The following is a 16,458-nucleotide window of genomic DNA, read 5'->3' on the forward strand; positions in this document are numbered from 1 at the left end:
GACGAGCACGCCGCGCAGCCGCCGCGCGATCTCGGCGCCGAGCCCGTAGTCGAAACGCACGATGAGGCGCACGATCCCGGGCACCTGCTCGTATCCGCTCGGCCCGCGAGCGGGAACCGGCCCGAGCACGTCGATGCCGGGCACGGCCGGGTCCTGCGCGCCGAGGTCCCGGATGGATGCGAGCGCGCGCTCGACCTCGGCGGCTCCGCCCGTGACGCTCGCGACGCGGACCGCGGGCGGGTACCGGAGCGCGTGCCGGTCGTGCAGCTCGGCCGAGCGCCACTCCTCGGTGCGTCCGGTGACGAAGGCCTGCACGGTCGGACCGCCGCCCGACGCCATGACGCACTGCCCGTCGGGGGCCGCGAGTGCGGCGGCGTTCTCCCACCAGCGCAGGCAGTCCTCGGCCGCTCGCAGCGATTCGATGCCGAGCAGCCGTTCGGCGTCGAGCAGCACGACCGCACGGTAGCCGCCCGCGGCGATCGGCTCGGCGCCGCGCGTCGCCACCACGAGTGCCGGACGCGCATCGACGCGCTCGCGCGGATGCTCCCCGTCGCTGAGCAGCACCCGGGCGTCGGAGAACTGCCGCTCGAACTGCTCGACGGTGCGCTGGGACCCCATGCCGCGCTCGGTGAGCACGGTCCCGTCGCACGTGCCGCACTGCCAGGGGCGCGCGGGTTCGCCGCACCAGCGGCAGGCGGCGACGCCGGCTGAACGGAAGCCGATGGGTCCGGCGCAGGCGCGGCAGCGCGCGGCGTCGCCGCACGACGCGCAGACCGCGACGGGCGCGTAGCCGGGGGTGGCGACCTGCACGAGCACGGGGCCCCGACGGGACTCCTGACGGATGATGCGGGCGGCGAACTCGGGCACACGACCGGCGAATGCGTCGGGGGTCATCGACGCGTCGGCGTGCACCACGCGCGTGCGGCGCGGCGGGTGCCGCTGCGCCTGCACGTAGCCGATCTCGACGAGGCGCTGGACCTCGGCGCTGCGGGAGTGCGCGGCGAACAGGAGCCCCGCTCCCGATTGCCCCGCCCGCACGAGCGCGGCATCGCGCGCGTGGACGTACGGTGACAGCGGTTCGGCCAGCACGGGATCGCCGTCGTCCCAGATGAGGATCGCCCCGAGCTCGTGGGCCGGCGCGTAGACCGCCGATCGGTTGCCGATGATGATGCGGGGCTCCGGGTCGAGCGCGCGCAGGAACGCCGCGTACCGCTCGCCCTTCGACTGCCGGGCGTCGAGCCGCACGACGCCCGCGTGCCCGAGCGACGCGAGCGCGTCGCGCAGCTGATCGAGATCGCGGTAGTCGGGCAGCACGACGATCGCGCTACGGCCCTCCGCGTGCACGGCGAGCGCTGCGCGCGCGAGCTGCAGGCTCCACCCGCCGACCCACTCGCCCGTGCCCAGCCGGACCGGTCCGTGCGAAGCATCGATCGCGAGGCGCGCCCCGCCCGTCAGCAGGCCGGCGAGCTCAGTGTCGGATTCTTCGGCTTCGAAGGGCGTGTCCTGCTCACCCGGATCGGGCGCGGTGCCCGCCAGGTGCTGCTTCTCGACCCGCACCTGGCGCGTCGGGATCGCGAGCCGCAGGATGTCGCCTGCGCTACCCGCGGCGCGGTCGGCCACGGCGCGCGCCAGCCGCCACACCTCGGGGGTGAGCGTCGGCAGCGGGCTGACGATCTCGGCGATCTGCGCCAGCTCGCCGCCGAAGTCGCTCTGCTCGGTGAATTCGATGACCGTGCCGAAGCTCTTGCGGTTCTGCGAGCGGAACGGGACCCGCACGCGCTGTCCCGCCCGGATCTCGTCGGCGAGCTCGCCCGGGATCGCGTAGTCGAACAGGTGGTCGAGCTGCGGCAGGCTCGTGTCGAGCAGGATCCTGGCGACCCTGCGGCCGGCAGCACCCTCGGCGGTCACGCCGCGTCGATCCCTGCGGCCGCTCGCAGCTCGGCGACGCGGGGTGTCGCCTCCCAGGTGAAGTCGGGCAGCTCGCGGCCGAAGTGCCCGTAGGCGCTCGTCTGCGCGTAGATCGGGCGGATCAGTTCGAGATCGCGGATGATGGCGAGCGGACGCAGGTCGAAGACCTGGCGGACCGCCGCCTCGATGCGCTCACGCGGAACGGTCTCGGTGCCGAAGGTCTCGACGTAGAGGCCGACCGGGTGGGCGCGGCCGATCGCGTACGCGACCTGGAGCTCGGCGCGCTTCGCGAGTCCGGCACGCACCACGTGCTTCGCCACCCAGCGCATGGCGTACGCGGCCGAGCGGTCGACCTTCGACGGATCCTTGCCGCTGAACGCGCCGCCGCCGTGGCGGCTCGCCCCGCCGTAGGTGTCGATGATGATCTTGCGGCCGGTGAGGCCGGCATCGCCCATGGGGCCGCCGATGACGAACGGACCGGCCGGGTTGATGAACAGCTCGGCGTCGCCGCTCGCGAGCTCGACGCGCCCGAGCACGGGGCGGATGACCTCGCGCTCGATCGCCTCCCGCAGCGCCGGCTGCGAGATGTCGGCCGAGTGCTGGGTCGAGACCACGACAGCCTCGACGCTGACCGGGCGATCGCCGTCGTAGCCGATGGTCACCTGGGTCTTGCCGTCGGGGCGCAGCTCGGGCAGGATCCCGCTCTTGCGCACCTCGGTGAGACGCTCGGCCATACGATGGGCGATCCAGCTCGGCAGCGGGTGGAGCTCGGGGGTCTCGTCGGTCGCGTAGCCGAACATGATGCCCTGGTCGCCGGCGCCCTGCTGGTTGAGCGCGTCGTCCGCCGTCGCGCCCTCGCGCACCTCGAGCGAGGCGTCGACGCCGTTCGCGATGTCGGGAGACTGCTGCCCGATGGACACGGACACGCCGCACGAGCCCGCGTCGAAGCCCATATCGGAGCTCGTGTAGCCCACCTTGCGCACCGCGTCGCGCACGATCTGCGGAATCTCGACGTAGCCCGTGGTCGATACCTCGCCCGCGACGTGCACGAACCCGGTGGTCACCAGGGTCTCGACCGCGACGCGCGCGCCCGGATCCTGTTCGAGCAGCGCATCGAGGATCGAATCGGAGATGCGATCGCAGATCTTGTCGGGGTGCCCCTCGGTGACGGACTCCGAGGTGAACTGGCGAAGGGACACGATGGGCTCCTCTGTGGGAAGTGGCTGAGTGCGGACTGGTGCACGGGCGAACGCTGCGGCTCGCGATCGGCACCGAGCGGGGTCGGCGCTCGGAAAAACGACAGCGGCGCCGGAACAGCCCCAAGGCTATCCGACGCCGCCGACATCGTTGCTGCGGGTTACTCCGACAGCTCCTCGGCCGAGTCGGCCTCAGCGGGAAGCTCCTCGACCGCGGCGCGCTTGGTCATGGTCAGCTTGCCCTCGACGATCTCGTGCAGCGCGATCGACAGCGGCTTGTCGTCGACGGAGGACTCGACGAGCGGGCCCACGTTGTCGAAGAGGTTGCCGTCGTGCAGATCGGTGTAGTAATCGTTGATCTGACGGGCGCGCTGCGACGCGAAGACGACCAGGGCGTACTTCGAATCCACCTTGGCGAGCAGCTCGTCGATGGGCGGGTCGATGATGCCGTTGACGTTGGCCATGAATACACTCCTCGGGTTGACCGTCCTAGTGTAGCCGAGGATCGGCCGTCACGGGTCACCGTCAGCCGAGACCCCCGCGCACCAGCACGTCCCCGCGGGAGCCCGAGAGCCGGGTCCAGCTGCGCGAGCGGCTGATCCTGAGCACCTGCTCGTCGCGGAGGAACCCGAGCGCTTCGGCCGCGAACGCGGCTGCCGCGGGCACTCCGTCGGCGATGGGCACACCCCAGACCTGCGCACGCACCTTCTGCACCACGGCCTCGCCCGGCTGATCGGGCAGTGCGGCGGCGACCCGCTGCACGCCCTCGGCGGCGACCGCCGCGAGCGATGCCGCGTCGATCGATCCCGCGGCCTCCCAGCCGCTCGTCGGCGGCAGCACGCCGGCCCACGCCGCGGCGAGCGTCGCGTCGGGCACGTCGAGGTCCCGGCCGAGCACGCCCATCCGCGCGATCCGATCGAGCAGCGCCCGGCTCGCGACCGTGGCGTCGACCGCGTCCGTCGGCGGCTCGGCCAGCGCGAAAGCACGGGCCGCGAGCACGACCGGGAGCGGATCCAGCAGGCCCGCGGGCGCCTGGGTGCAGCCGAATACCGCGAGGGTCGACCCGCGGGTCACCATGCGCACCTCCGCGCGCCCGGCGCGTTCCAGGCGTTCGAGGAAGATGCGGAGGTCGTCGCGGGTGGCGTGATCGGCGAGGCGGAGCGGTGCGGACATCGGCTCCAGCCTAGTCGCGGCACCCGGACGGACGCCGCGCCGACTTCCCCGGACGGAGCCGCCGCCGGTCATAGACTGAGGCGGACAGCCGTTCCGCGCCGCCAGGAGGTTCCGATGCCCACAGATCCCGATCTCATGACGATGATCTCGGTGCTCGACGCGGGCGCCCGCACCCAGGACGACATCTTCACCGGTCCCGCGCTGCCGACGCCGCACGGACGCTCGTTCGGCGGCCAGGTGCTCGGCCAGGCCATCTCGGCCGCGGGGGCCACCGTACCCGAGGACCGCGAGATCCACTCGATGCACGCCTACTTCCTGCGGCCGGGCGACAGCATCGAGCGCATGACCTTCGAGGTCGCCCGTCTGCACGACGGGCGATCGTTCTCGACGCGGCGCACGCAGGCCTACCAGGGCGGCGAGGTGCTCATGTCGATGATCGCCTCGTTCCAGTCCGACGACGACGGGCTCGAGCACCAGGACCCCGTCGACCTGAGCGGCGTCGTGCCGCCCGAGGAGCTGCCCGCGGTGTGGGAGAAGTACGGGCACCTCGCCGACGGCGGACGCGCATCCTGGATCCTCAACCGTCCGTTCGACTTCCGCTACGTCGAGTCCGACATCCTGCTCGAGGTGCCCGAGCGCACCTCGAAGCAGCGGGTCTGGATGCGCAGCCGTGACACTTTCGAGGGCGGATCGCTGCAGCACTGCGCCGCGCTGGCCTTCGCGAGCGACTACCTGCTGGTCGAGCCCGTCGCCCGGCGCCATGGGATCCCCTGGGCGACGCCCGGGATGCGTGCGGCGAGCCTCGACCACGCGATGTGGTTCCACCGGCCGTTCCGCGTCGACGACTGGCTGCTCTACGAGCTCGAATCCCCCACCGCGCAGGGTGGGCGCGGGCTCTCCACCGGACGCTTCTACGACCGATCGGGCGCGCTCGTCGCATCGGTCTCCCAGGAGGTCACGGTCCGGCTCCCGCGAGGGTAATCGGAAATCCGCTGTCACGTTTCGCGTGCTCGGCGGCAGGTACGGGTGACCCCGCGAACGGAGAACCCCATGCCCATCACCGATGAGGAGCTGAGCTCGCGCCTCGCGCAGCTCGCGCTGCCCGATCCGCGCATCGATCCGAGCGCCGCCCGCTCACTGCTGTCGGACGCCGCCGGGCAGCGCCGGCGCCCGCGGAGACGGCTCCGGATCCTGGGGATCTCGACCGCGGCGCTCATCGCGATCGGGTCCCTCGCCGGCCCGGGAGCAGCGGTCGCAGGCAGGCTCTTCGAGGCGCAGAGCGGCGAGTTCCAGCGGACCGATTCGACGGAGTCCCTCCGCGGGGACGAGTGGATCCGCGCCTCCGCACCCGATTTCGGCGCGTACGTGGCGAGCACGGCACCGCGCGATCTCCCGGTCCCCGGAGGATTCGACTGGGACGGCGCCGCCCGGCTGATCTCCGAACGCTACCGGGGTTCGGACATCAGCATGCAACGGATCCGGATCGTGGACGATTACGAGCGCGAAGTCGTGCTCGCCTGGACCAGGGAGTGGATCGTCGCCGATGCGTCCGGGGACTCCGCCCGTCGCGACGCGGCGATCAGCGTGTTGAGGAAAGCGCCCAGCTGGCCCGGCATCGTCGCCTCCGACGGTGGCGGGATCCGCTCCAGCCTGTGGGAGCTCATCGATCGCATGGCACTCGGCGGCCCGGAGGCCGGGCTTGCGGCGCGCACGCTCGCCAACCAGCGAGATGGATCGCCGTCGACACCCGAGCTCCGGGCGATGCACGCGGAGTCGCTGCGCAGCTGGCTCGACCTCAGTGCCCGCTATCCGGATCTCGACCGCGGCTCTCCCGTGTGGGCCGAGTACGAGGCGCTGCTCCGGCGTCTCGAAGCCGGTGAGATCCGATGACCGCCGAGACGACAGCGCGCCCCGGTACCCGACCCGAATCGCCCGCAGTCGGGCTCGAACCGTTCGATGCGGACCACGCGCTCGCCGAGATGCTGCCCGAGCTCACGGGATACTTCCTGCGCAGGCTCGGCCACCGGGACGACGCGGCCGACGCTGCGGCGGACACCGTGCTGATCCTGCTGGCGAAGTCCGACCGGATCCCTGCGGAGCCGGAACGGCTGAGGCAGTACGCCTACGGTGTGGCGCGCAAGGTCCTCGCGCGTGCGCGCCGGGGCAGGGTGCGGACCAGCGAGCTGGCCGAACGGCTCCGCCAGGAACTCACCGAGGAGGCTCAGGCTCCGCCGCGTTTCGACGATGAGCTGGAGCGCGAGCTCGCCCGGTTGCCCGAGCGCGACCGGGAACTGCTGCTGCTCATCGCGTGGGAGGGATTCGGTGTCGCCGAAGCGGGCGCTGTGCTCGGACTGCGTCCTGCCGCCGCGCGGCAGCGGTATTCGAGAGCTCGAGCCGCCCTGCGGAGTCGGCTCGATCCGGACCGGAGCGCCGTTCGTTGACACCGAGGACCCGGGGTGGCGTCAGCGGCGTCCGAGCTGCAGCGGTTCGTCCACCCAGGCTTCGACCGACTCGCGTCCCTCGCCCGAGAGCCGCATCGGCCGCAGGGTCTTCCCGTCGACGATCACGACGACGGTGATGGCACGCGCGACCACGGTGCGTTCCGGCTGGGAGCCGTCGATGACCTCGTAGTGCACCTCGAGCGATGACCCGCCGAGCTTTCCGATCCACAACTCGACGGTGATCGGCTGCTCGGCGTATTCGAGCACGCGCAGGAACTCGATCTGCTGGCTCGCGACCAGCATCTTCGGCCCGTCGGGATCGTCTCCGCGGAAGTGCCGTTCCATGCCGGTGCGCTCGCGTCCGCTGCCCAGCCAGAAGGTGCGCACGCGCGCCTCCTCGAGGTAGCGGGCGTAGGCGACGTTGTTCACGTGCCCGTATGCGTCCTGGTCGCCCCAGCGGAGCTCGAGGTCGACATGGGTGCGCGCCATGCGGGGATCCTTCCGGTCTGTGGGAGTCGGTGCCTGCCCGAAACGGGAACGGGGCGCAACCGTTGCGGTTGCACCCCGTTCCCGACGAGCGTCAGTTGCGCGTGAGCTTGCGGTAGTGGCTGCGCGACGGGTTCGCCGCGTCGGGGCCCAGACGGTCGAGCTTGTTCGCCTCGTACGCCTCGAAGTTGCCCTCGAACCAGTGCCAGTTCGCGGGCTCCTCCTCGGTGCCCTCGTAGGCGAGGATGTGCGTCGCGATACGGTCGAGGAACCACCGGTCGTGGGTAATGACCACGGCGCAACCGGGGAACTCGAGCAGCGCGTTCTCGAGCGACTGCAGGGTCTCGACGTCGAGGTCGTTGGTCGGCTCGTCGAGGAGCAGCAGGTTGCCGCCCTGCTTGAGCGTCAGCGCGAGGTTCAGTCGGTTGCGCTCACCACCCGAGAGCACGCCAGCCTTCTTCTGCTGGTCCGGACCCTTGAACCCGAACTTCGACACGTAGGCGCGCGAGGGGATCTCGGTCTTGCCGACCGTGATGATGTCGAGCCCGTCGGACACGACCTCCCACAGCGTCTTCTCCGGATCGATGTTGGCGCGGTTCTGGTCGACGTAGCTGATCTTGACCGTCTCGCCGACCTTCAGGTCGCCGCCGTCGAGCGGCTCGAGGCCCACGATGGTCTTGAACAGCGTGGTCTTGCCGACGCCGTTCGGGCCGATGACGCCGACGATGCCGTTCGGCGGCAGCGAGAACGAGAGGCCGTCGATGAGCTTGCGGTCGCCGAAGCCCTTCTCGAGCTTCTTCGCCTCGATGACGATGTTGCCGAGACGCGGACCCGCGGGGATCTGGATCTCTTCGAAGTCCAGCTTCCGGGTGCGCTCGGCCTCCGTCGCCATCTCCTCGTAGCGCGCCAGACGCGCCTTCGACTTGGCCTGGCGGCCCTTGGTGTTCGAGCGGACCCACTCGAGCTCTTCCTTCAGGCGCTTCGCGAGCTTCGCGTCCTTCTTGCCCTGGACGTCGAGGCGCTCGGCCTTCTTCTCGAGGTAGGTCGAGTAGTTGCCCTCGTAGGGGTAGAGGCGACCGCGGTCGACCTCGGCGATCCACTCCGCGACGTTGTCGAGGAAGTACCGATCGTGCGTGATCGCGATGACCGCGCCGGGGTACTTCTGCAGGTGCTGCTCGAGCCAGAGCACGCTCTCGGCGTCGAGGTGGTTGGTGGGCTCGTCGAGCAGCAGCAGGTCGGGCTTCTGCAGCAGCAGCTTGGTGAGGGCGACGCGGCGTCGCTCACCGCCCGAGAGCGGGCCGATCTGCGCGTCGCCGGGCGGCGTGCGCAGCGCGTCCATGGCCTGCTCGAGCTGGTTGTCGAGATCCCAGCCGTCGGCCGCGTCGATCTCTTCCTGCAGCGTGCCCATTTCGGCGAGCAGCGCGTCGAAGTCGGCATCGGGCTCGGCCATCAGCGCCGAGATCTCGTTGAACCGGTCGACCTTGGCCTTGATCTCGATGCCGTCCTGGATGTTCTCGAGCACGGTCTTCGACTCGTCGAGCTCGGGCTCCTGCATGAGGATGCCGACCGAGAAGCCCGGCGCGAGCGCGGCGTCGCCGTTGGACGGGGTGTCGAGACCCGCCATGATCTTGAGGATGGTCGACTTACCGGCGCCGTTGGGGCCGACCATGCCGATCTTCGCTCCGGGCAGGAACGCCATGGTCACGTCGTCGAGGATGAGCTTTTCGCCGACCGCCTTGCGGGCGCGAACCATCTGGTAAATGTACTCGGCCATATGTTTTCCGGGCGAGGACGCCCCGAACTCCTTGTGCTCTGGTCTGATGAGAATCGCCTCTACTCTAGCCGCCCGCACCGACATCCTCCGTGAACAGCTGACAGCATGGAGGGATGACGGAACGAGCACTCGCGGGCGCCCCCGAAGAACCGGTCGAAACGCCGGGCGCGATCCTCGATCGAGCGGCCGGTCCGCTCGAGACGGTCTGGGAGAACGAACTCGGCGGTCTCACCTTCCGAGACCGCACGGCGGGCCGCTACCTCAAGTGGGTCGCCGCAGGCACCCCGGAGCTCGATCTCGACGCGGAAGCCGCTCGGCTGCGGTGGGCCGCCGCGCAGGGCGCGCGGGTGCCCTCGGTCGTCGAGGCGGGCTCGGATCGGAGCGGATCCTGGCTCGTCACGGCCGCGCTCCGGGGCGATTCGGCGGTCGCCCCGCGCTGGATCGCCGAACCCGGGACCGCTGCCCGCGCCATCGGCGCCGGTCTGCGGGAGCTGCACGACCGGCTGAACGCCTCGGCCTGCCCCTTCGACTGGTCGATCGAGCGGCGCCTCGAGCAGGCCGAGGAACGGTTGTCACGCGGGATCGGGCCCGCGGACTGGTCGCCCGAGCATCGCGCGCTCTCGATCCGACAGGCGCGGGAGCTGCTGCGCGACGCTCCCCCGGTCGACGAACCCGTCGTCTGCCACGGGGACGCCTGCGCGCCGAACACGCTGCTCGACGAGTCCGGCGCGTTCCTCGCTCACGTCGATCTGGGCGCGCTCGGCACAGCCGACCGCTGGGCAGACCTCGCGATCGCATCCTGGAGCACGGTCTGGAACTACGGTCCGGGGTACGAGGCCGCGGTCTACGCCGGATACGGGATCGAACCGGATCCCGAGCGGATCGCCTACTACCGGCTGCTCTGGGACCTCAGCTAGGGCGGATCAGAAGTCGATCGGTCGGGTCTTGCCGATCAGGCACACGTCTTTGTTCGGGCCGAGCGCGGCGACCTGATCCACCGAGAAGCTGCGGTCGGTCGTCGAGATCTGGCCGATGAGGCAGCCCTGCCCGATTCGCACCGAGACGTAGATGTAGTCGGCGACGAGGTCGGTCTTGGTCTTGTCGAAGCTGACCTGCATCGCCTGCTTGTCGAAGCCGGCCTTGGCGACGGCCTGCACGACCGGTTCGCCCTGCACCGCCTCCTTGCCCGCCGAGAACGTCCGGATCACCTCGGTGAAAAAGGGCTCGTTCTGCTCGGCGGTTCCATCGGGGATCAGCTTCGGCGCTTCCTTGGGCGGGGCCGGGGTCGTGCGAGCCGGGGTCTCGGGCGTCGGGCCCTCGAAGATCGCGCACCCGCTCAGCGCCGGGACGCCGACGAGCAGTCCTGCGGCGAGCGCGACGGATGCGGTCGCGCGGAATCGACGGGGGCGACGGGGGGAAGCACTGCTCACCCGGCTCAGTGTACGGGGTCGTGGTGAAAGGATCCGGCACGGCGCATCCGCCGCGGCCGCCGGTCCGAGCCCCCGCATCTGTCGTTCTCCGTGCACAGGGCGCATCGGAGCGGGACCCTTGCGGATCGCGTGCACAGTCCTCGCTTCGCGGGGCGCCGGACCCCGATCGGGTTCCACACTGGAGGCCGGTGGGATCGGTCGCCTCCAGCGCACCGCCCGCCTCACCCCATCGAGCAGCCCGGGCGTCAGACGCCGGGCGCAACCGCAGAGGAGGACCCTCATGAGCACCCCCATCTCCGTCGTCGGCACCATCGCGACGGTTCCGAAGCTGATCCGCACGGGCGCCGGCGTTCCACTGTGCTCGTTCCGGCTCGCGAGCAGCGAGCGCCGCTACGACCGGGAGCGCGGCGACTGGGTGGAGGGCGGGACCAATTGGTACTCGATCACCGCGTTCCGCTCGTTGGCCGAGCACTCGCACTACTCGTTCCAGAAGGGCGACCGCGTGTTCGTCAGCGGCAAGCTCCGGGTCCGCAACTGGGAGAACAAGGAGCGCAGCGGCACCTCGGTCGAGATCGAGGCGGATGCGCTCGGCCACGAGCTGCGCTGGGGCACCTCCCGGTTCGCGAGGCAGACGTCGGTCCAGCGCGACGGCGCGACCGTCACATCGCTCCCGGTCCCCGCCCCGGGCTCCGCCGACTCGACCGGTTCCCCCGCTTCCGATGCGGAAGGCCACGATCGCGTCGGAACCGACAAGACCGGTCAGGCTGACCAGACCGATCAGGCCGGCGCTCCCGGCACGTCAGCCGGCTCCGAGTCGTCCGTCGCCTCCGGCGCGCCCGACGTGTCCGGAGCCTCCGCATGGACGGTCCCCGGAGCAGGTGTCCCGGCGTCCGCGTTCGAGGCGATGGAATCGACGAAGGCGGAAGATCCGACGACCACGGAGGAACCCGAAGAACCGGCCGGGACGCCGGTTCAGGCGGCGTTCGGGCGCACCGACGAGGACGACGGGGAGGAGCTTCCGCTCGCGTCGTGACCGCTCCGGGCCGAGCCTCGTCGAGCAGCGCCGAACATGCCCGACGGTCGACTCAGACGAGATACGCGCTGAAGGAGGCGCGGATCTTGCTCACCTTGGGCGCGGCGACGGCGAGGCAGTAGCCCTGCGTCGGGTTCTTCGCGAAGAAGTCCTGGTGCTCCTCAGGCCCCGGATAGATGGGCCCGAACGGCTCGATCGCGGTCACGATCTCGCCCGGCCACCACTCGGCCGCTCGATCCCGCGCGGCGACGAAGCGGGCACGCTGCTCATCGTCGCGCGGGAACATCGCCGAGCGGTACTGGGTGCCGACATCGGCGCCCTGCCGGTTCAGCTGCGTGGGGTCGTGCATCGTGAAGAAGGCGTCGAGCACGACCTCGGCCGGCAGCACCGACTCGTCGAAGGTCACCACGACCGCCTCGGCGTGGCCGGTGCTGCCGGTGCAGACCTCGGCGTAGCTCGGGTGCTCGGTGCGGCCGCCCGTGAACACGGAGGCGACGTCCGTCACGCCGCGCAACGCTCGGTAGGCGGCGTCGAGGCACCAGTAGCAGCCGCCGGCCAGCACGTAGCTCGTGGTCATCGCGCGGCTCCCCCGGTCGCGCGCCACCAGTCGTCGTCGGGACCGACCGGCTGGCGCCGTTTGTGCTCGGTGCCTCGGTAGCGGCGCTCGAGGTTCTCGGCGGCGGACTCGGGGACGCTCTCGCCGCGCAGATACGCGTCGATCACCGGGTAGCTGACGCCGAGGCTCGCTTCGTCGGACTGACCGGGTTCGCCGTCGAGCAGGTCGGCGGTGGGCACCTTCTGCCAGAGCCGCTCGGGGGCGTCGAGGTGCTGCAGCATCGCCGCGCCCTGCCCTTTGGTGAGCCCCGCGAGCGGCACGACATCGGCCGCGCCGTCGCCGAACTTGGTGAAGAAGCCCGTGATCGCCTCGGCCGCGTGGTCCGTTCCGATGACGAGGAGACCGCGGTCGCCCGCGATCGCGTACTGCGCGATCATGCGCATGCGCGCCTTCACGTTGCCCTTGGTGAAGTCGGTGGTCGCCTCGCCCAGCGCGGCGTCGACCGAGGCGACGATCCCGTCGACGCCCGGCGCGATGTCCACCGCGACCGCGCGGTCGGGACGGATGAACGACAGCGCCAGCTGCGCGTCGTCCTCGTCGTGCTGCACCCCGTAGGGCAGGCGGACCGCGACGAACTCGGCCTCGGCGCCCTCGCTGCGCAGCCGCTCGACCGCGAGCTGCGCCAGGCGGCCGGCCAGCGACGAATCCTGCCCACCGGAAATGCCCAGCACGAAACCGCGCACTCCCGGCACGGCGCGGGCGTACTCGACGAGGAAACTCACTCGACGTTCGATCTCGACCGCGGGGTCGACCTCCGCGTGCGCACCGAGCGCCGCCTGGATCCGCTGCTGAAGTTCACGCATGACGCCAGCCTACGCCCCGGGCTCCGACAGGCAGCGCGGACCCAGCAGGCCCTTCAGCTCACCGTACAGATCGGAGGTGATGCGCACCGGGAAGGGAAGGTCGAAGACGCGCACGCTCGTCGAGGTCAGCAGGTGCAGCCGGACCTCGCTCTCGCCGCGGTGCCGCTTCAGCGTGCCCTTCAGCTCGTGCATGAGGTCCTCCGTCGCCCGCTGGTCGGGCAGCGTCAGCATGAGCGTGCTCGCGTCGTCCTGCACGGCCGCGTCGATCGGCTTGACCCCGTAGGCGTGCATCGACATGCCGTCGTCGCGGGCGTTCACCTTGCCGCGCAGCGCGACGATCGAGTCCGGCTGCAGCAGGCTGCCGAACTCCTGGTACGACTTGCCCATGAAGAGCGCCTGCACCTCGCCTGTGAAGTCCTCGATGGTGACCATGCCGTAGAGGTTGCCCGACTTCGCCGTGCGGTGCTGCACGCTCGTGAGCAGCCCCGCGACGGTGACGATCTCGCCGTCGAGGTGGGACTCCGGGTTGGTGACGCGCTCGATCGAATCGCTCGCCTCCTTCGCGAGCGCGGCCTCGAGGCCGCGCAGCGGGTGGTCGGAGACGTAGAGGCCCAGCATCTCGCGTTCGAACGCGAGCTTGTCCTTCTTGGTCCACTCGGGCCGGTCGGGCACCTGCGAGACGGTCTCGCCCGCGTCGCCGTGCTCCTCGGCCGCCTCGGCGAAGAGGCTGTCGAAGTCGAACCCGACGTTGCCGTGCTCGGCGTCGCGCTTCTCTTTGACGGCGCTCTCGATCGACTGCTCGTGGATCTCGACCAGCGCGCGGCGGGTCCCGCCGAGGCCGTCGAACGCGCCCGCCTTGATGAGCGATTCCACCGTGCGCTTGTTCAGCACCGTGATGGACGACTTCTTGAGGAAGTCGTGGAAGGTCTCGAAGCGCCCCTTGCTCTCGCGCGCCTCGCGGATGCCCTCGACCACGTTCGTGCCGACGTTGCGGATCGCGCCGAGACCGAACCGGATGTCGTCGCCGACGGCCGAGAAGTTCGCGAAGGAGTCGTTGACGGCGGGCGGCAGCACCTTGATGCCCATGCGACGGCACTCGTTGAGGTAGAGCGCGAGCTTGTCCTTCGAGTCGCCGACGCTCGTGAGCAATGCGGCCATGTACTCGGCCGGGTAGTGCTCCTTCAGGTAGGCGGTCCAGTAGCTGACGACGCCGTACGCGGCCGAGTGGGCCTTGTTGAAGGCGTAGTCCGAGAACGGGAGCAGGATGTCCCAGAGCGCCTTGATCGCCGCTTCGGAGAAGCCGCGATCCTTCATGCCGCCGGAGAAGCCCTCGTATTGCTTGTCGAGCTCGGACTTCTTCTTCTTGCCCATCGCACGGCGGAGGATGTCCGCCTGGCCGAGCGAGAAGCCCGCCACCCGCTGAGCGATCGACATGACCTGCTCCTGATAGATGATCAGGCCGTAGGTCGTCTCGAGGATGTCCTTCAGCGGTTCCTCGAGCTCGGGGTGGATTGGCGTGATCGGCTGCAGGCCGTTCTTACGCAGCGCGTAGTTGGTGTGGGAATCAGCGCCCATGGGGCCCGGACGGTACAGCGCGAGCACTGCCGAGATGTCCTCGAAGTTGTCGGGCTTCATGAGGCGCAGCAGGCCGCGCATGGGGCCGCCGTCGAGCTGGAACACGCCGAGCGTGTCGCCGCGGGCGAGCAGCTCGTAGGAGGGCGCGTCGTCGAGCTCCAGGCGTTCGAGGTCGAGTTCCTCGCCGCGGTTGAGGCGGATGTTCTCGAGCGCGTCCGAGATGATCGTGAGGTTGCGCAGCCCCAGGAAGTCCATCTTGATCAGGCCGAGGCCCTCGCAGGTCGGGTAGTCGAACTGCGTGACGATCTGGCCGTCCTGCTCGCGCTTCTGCAGCGGGATGATGTCGATCAGCGGGTCGCTCGACATGATGACGCCCGCGGCGTGCACGCCCCACTGCCGCTTCAGGCCTTCGAGGCCGAGCGCCGTGTCGTAGACGAGCTTCGCCTCAGGATCCTCGGTGAGCACGGCGCGGAACTCCGCCGCCTCCTTGTAGCGGGGGTGCTCCGGGTCGGTGATGCCCGAGAGCGGGATGTCCTTCGCCATGACGGCGGGCGGCATCGCCTTCGTGAGCTTCTCGCCCATGCCGAACGGGAAGCCGAGCACGCGCGACGCGTCCTTCAGCGCCTGCTTCGACTTGATCGTGCCGTAGGTGACGATCTGCGCCACGCGCTCGTCGCCGTACTTCTCGGTGACGTACTTGATGACCTCGCCGCGACGGCGATCATCGAAGTCGACGTCGAAGTCGGGCATCGAAACGCGGTCGGGGTTGAGGAATCGCTCGAAGATGAGGCCGTGCTGCAGCGGATCGAGATCGGTGATGCGCATCGCGTAGGCGACCATGGATCCCGCGCCCGAGCCGCGACCGGGGCCCACGCGGATGCCGTGGTCCTTCGACCAGTTGATGAAGTCTGCGACCACGAGGAAGTACCCGGGGAAGCCCATCTGCGTGATGACGCCGATCTCGTACTCGGCCTGCTTGCGCACCGAATCGGGGATGCCGCTCGGGTAGCGGTAGTGCAGCCCCTTCTCGACCTCCTTGATGAACCAGCTGTCCTCGGTCTCTCCGTCGGGCACGGGATAGCGCGGCATGTAGTTGGCCGACGTGTTGAACTCGACGTTGCAGCGCTCGGCGATGAGCAGCGTGTTGTCGCACGCGTCGGGGAAGTCGCGGAAGATGTGCCGCATCTCGGCCGCGGTCTTGAGGTAGTAGCCCGACCCGTCGAACTTGAAACGGTTCGGGTCGTCGAGGCGGGAACCCGACTGCACGCAGAGCAGTGCCGAGTGGGCCTCGGCGTCGGCTTCGTGCACGTAGTGGAGGTCGTTCGTGGCGACGAGCGGGATCTTGAGGTCGCGCGCGATCTTGATGAGGTCGGACTGGACCCGGCGTTCGATGTCGAGCCCGTGATCCATGAGCTCGCAGAAGAAGTTCTCCTTGCCGAAGATGTCCTGGAACTCGGCCGCCGCCTGCCGAGCCTCGGCGTACTGCCCGAGACGCAGGCGGGTCTGGATCTCGCCCGAGGGGCAGCCCGTCGTGGTGATGAGCCCCTTGCCGTAGGTCTGCAGCAGCTCGCGGTCCATGCGGGGCTTGAAGTAGTAGCCCTGCATGGAGGCGTAGCTCGACAGCCGGAAGAGGTTGTGCATGCCCTCGGTCGTCTCCGAGAGCATGGTCATGTGGGTGTAGGCGCCGGCGCCCGAGACGTCGTCGCCGCCACCGCTGCCCCAGCGCACACGGGTCTTGTCGGTGCGGTGGGTGCCCGGGGTGAGGTAGGCCTCGATGCCGATGATCGGATTGAGACCGCGGTCCTTCGCCTGACGCCAGAAATCGAATGCGCCGAAGGTGTTGCCGTGGTCGGTGACCGCGATGGCGGGCATGCCCTGAGCGGCTGCCGCGTCCATGAGCGGCCCGACGCGTGCGGCCCCGTCGAGCATCGAGTACTCGCTGTGCACGTGCAGGTGCACGAACCCGTCGTTCGCTGACACGAATCAGACCCCTTTCGTCGGCCGTCCCAGGGTACCGCGCACC

General features: G+C 70.0%; 15 protein-coding genes. 5 read left to right on the forward strand and 10 right to left on the reverse strand.

Annotation, left to right across the window (positions count from 1 at the left end; all coding sequences use genetic code 11):
* From XM48_RS08275 to XM48_RS08290, 4 genes are all read right to left on the reverse strand, one after another.
* The coding region (locus XM48_RS08275; RefSeq protein ID WP_046455340.1) for a hypothetical protein at positions 1 to 1,908 on the reverse strand (1,908 nt) is incomplete at its 3' end.
* Positions 1,905 to 3,107, reverse strand: coding sequence for a methionine adenosyltransferase (gene metK / locus XM48_RS08280; protein WP_046455341.1), 1,203 nt, complete (start codon positions 3,105 to 3,107; stop codon positions 1,905 to 1,907). The genes metK and XM48_RS08275, both read right to left, overlap by 4 nt.
* A gap of 158 nt (positions 3,108 to 3,265) precedes the next feature.
* Entirely contained in the window at positions 3,266 to 3,568 is a 303-nt protein-coding gene (rpoZ, locus tag XM48_RS08285; RefSeq protein ID WP_046455342.1) for a DNA-directed RNA polymerase subunit omega, read from the reverse strand.
* A 61-nt stretch (positions 3,569 to 3,629) separates the two neighbouring features.
* Complete coding sequence (locus tag XM48_RS08290) at positions 3,630 to 4,277, reverse strand: hypothetical protein (protein WP_046455343.1); 648 nt, start codon at positions 4,275 to 4,277, stop codon at positions 3,630 to 3,632.
* Positions 4,278 to 4,391: 114 nt separating this feature from the next.
* On the opposite strand from XM48_RS08290, the gene XM48_RS08295 reads away from it, so the two are divergent.
* The 3 genes from XM48_RS08295 (at position 4,392) to XM48_RS08305 (ending at position 6,718) form a co-directional block, all read left to right on the forward strand.
* Entirely contained in the window at positions 4,392 to 5,258 is an 867-nt protein-coding gene (locus XM48_RS08295) for an acyl-CoA thioesterase II (protein ID WP_046455344.1), read from the forward strand.
* A 69-nt stretch (positions 5,259 to 5,327) separates the two neighbouring features.
* A complete protein-coding gene (locus tag XM48_RS08300) occupies positions 5,328 to 6,167 on the forward strand; it encodes a hypothetical protein (RefSeq protein ID WP_046455345.1) in 840 nt (279 codons plus the stop codon).
* Positions 6,164 to 6,718 carry an RNA polymerase sigma factor gene (locus tag XM48_RS08305; RefSeq protein WP_052961389.1) on the forward strand — a complete coding sequence of 185 codons (555 nt, stop codon included), beginning with the start codon at positions 6,164 to 6,166 and terminating at the stop codon, positions 6,716 to 6,718. Before XM48_RS08300 ends, XM48_RS08305 begins: the two co-directional genes overlap by 4 nt.
* A gap of 21 nt (positions 6,719 to 6,739) precedes the next feature.
* On the opposite strand, the gene XM48_RS08310 is transcribed toward XM48_RS08305, so the two are convergent.
* A complete protein-coding gene (locus XM48_RS08310; protein WP_046455346.1) occupies positions 6,740 to 7,207 on the reverse strand; it encodes a thioesterase family protein in 468 nt (155 codons plus the stop codon).
* 91 nt (positions 7,208 to 7,298) lie between these two features.
* Positions 7,299 to 8,978 carry an energy-dependent translational throttle protein EttA gene (ettA, locus tag XM48_RS08315; protein ID WP_046455347.1) on the reverse strand — a complete coding sequence of 560 codons (1,680 nt, stop codon included), beginning with the start codon at positions 8,976 to 8,978 and terminating at the stop codon, positions 7,299 to 7,301.
* A gap of 113 nt (positions 8,979 to 9,091) precedes the next feature.
* Between ettA and XM48_RS08320 the strand changes: the two genes are divergently transcribed.
* Positions 9,092 to 9,895 carry an aminoglycoside 3'-phosphotransferase gene (locus XM48_RS08320; RefSeq protein WP_046455348.1) on the forward strand — a complete coding sequence of 268 codons (804 nt, stop codon included), beginning with the start codon at positions 9,092 to 9,094 and terminating at the stop codon, positions 9,893 to 9,895.
* Between the two features lie 6 nt (positions 9,896 to 9,901).
* On the opposite strand, the gene XM48_RS08325 is transcribed toward XM48_RS08320, so the two are convergent.
* Positions 9,902 to 10,408 (reverse strand): hypothetical protein, encoded by a 507-nt coding sequence (locus XM48_RS08325; RefSeq protein ID WP_046455349.1) that lies wholly within the window; start codon positions 10,406 to 10,408, stop codon positions 9,902 to 9,904.
* A gap of 280 nt (positions 10,409 to 10,688) precedes the next feature.
* On the opposite strand from XM48_RS08325, the gene ssb reads away from it, so the two are divergent.
* Positions 10,689 to 11,441: a single-stranded DNA-binding protein gene (gene ssb / locus XM48_RS16935; protein WP_052961390.1), complete on the forward strand. Its 753-nt coding sequence runs from the start codon at positions 10,689 to 10,691 to the stop codon at positions 11,439 to 11,441.
* Between the two features lie 52 nt (positions 11,442 to 11,493).
* Here ssb and msrA read toward each other — a convergent pair whose 3' ends face one another.
* Genes msrA through dnaE form a run of 3 tightly spaced genes read right to left on the reverse strand, consistent with a single transcriptional unit; the run spans position 11,494 to position 16,415 of the window.
* The gene (msrA, locus tag XM48_RS08335) at positions 11,494 to 12,018 is read right to left on the reverse strand and encodes a peptide-methionine (S)-S-oxide reductase MsrA (protein WP_046455388.1); all 525 of its coding nucleotides are present in this window, start codon (positions 12,016 to 12,018) and stop codon (positions 11,494 to 11,496) included.
* Positions 12,015 to 12,860, reverse strand: coding sequence for an ammonia-dependent NAD(+) synthetase (nadE, locus tag XM48_RS08340; protein WP_046455350.1), 846 nt, complete (start codon positions 12,858 to 12,860; stop codon positions 12,015 to 12,017). The genes msrA and nadE overlap by 4 nt, the downstream gene beginning before the upstream one ends.
* 9 nt (positions 12,861 to 12,869) lie before the next feature.
* Entirely contained in the window at positions 12,870 to 16,415 is a 3,546-nt protein-coding gene (gene dnaE / locus XM48_RS08345; protein ID WP_084821067.1) for a DNA polymerase III subunit alpha, read from the reverse strand.
* Between the last annotated feature and the right edge of the window lie 43 nt (positions 16,416 to 16,458).

Origin of the sequence: Leucobacter sp. Ag1 (assembly GCF_000980875.1) — a bacterium.
GTDB lineage: Bacteria > Actinomycetota > Actinomycetes > Actinomycetales > Microbacteriaceae > Leucobacter > Leucobacter iarius.

Bases quoted from the DNA above. Each gene is read 5' to 3' on its own strand.
- XM48_RS08295 (WP_046455344.1), top strand. From the start codon at position 4,392: ATGCCCACAGATCCCGATCTCATGACGATGATCTCGGTGCTCGACGCG.
- nadE (WP_046455350.1), bottom strand. From the start codon at position 12,860: ATGCGTGAACTTCAGCAGCGGATCCAGGCGGCGCTCGGTGCGCACGCG.
- XM48_RS08310 (WP_046455346.1), bottom strand. From the start codon at position 7,207: ATGGCGCGCACCCATGTCGACCTCGAGCTCCGCTGGGGCGACCAGGAC.
- XM48_RS08300 (WP_046455345.1), top strand. From the start codon at position 5,328: ATGCCCATCACCGATGAGGAGCTGAGCTCGCGCCTCGCGCAGCTCGCG.
- rpoZ (WP_046455342.1), bottom strand. From the start codon at position 3,568: ATGGCCAACGTCAACGGCATCATCGACCCGCCCATCGACGAGCTGCTC.
- ettA (WP_046455347.1), bottom strand. From the start codon at position 8,978: ATGGCCGAGTACATTTACCAGATGGTTCGCGCCCGCAAGGCGGTCGGC.
- XM48_RS08320 (WP_046455348.1), top strand. From the start codon at position 9,092: ATGACGGAACGAGCACTCGCGGGCGCCCCCGAAGAACCGGTCGAAACG.
- XM48_RS08290 (WP_046455343.1), bottom strand. From the start codon at position 4,277: ATGTCCGCACCGCTCCGCCTCGCCGATCACGCCACCCGCGACGACCTC.
- XM48_RS08305 (WP_052961389.1), top strand. From the start codon at position 6,164: ATGACCGCCGAGACGACAGCGCGCCCCGGTACCCGACCCGAATCGCCC.
- ssb (WP_052961390.1), top strand. From the start codon at position 10,689: ATGAGCACCCCCATCTCCGTCGTCGGCACCATCGCGACGGTTCCGAAG.
- msrA (WP_046455388.1), bottom strand. From the start codon at position 12,018: ATGACCACGAGCTACGTGCTGGCCGGCGGCTGCTACTGGTGCCTCGAC.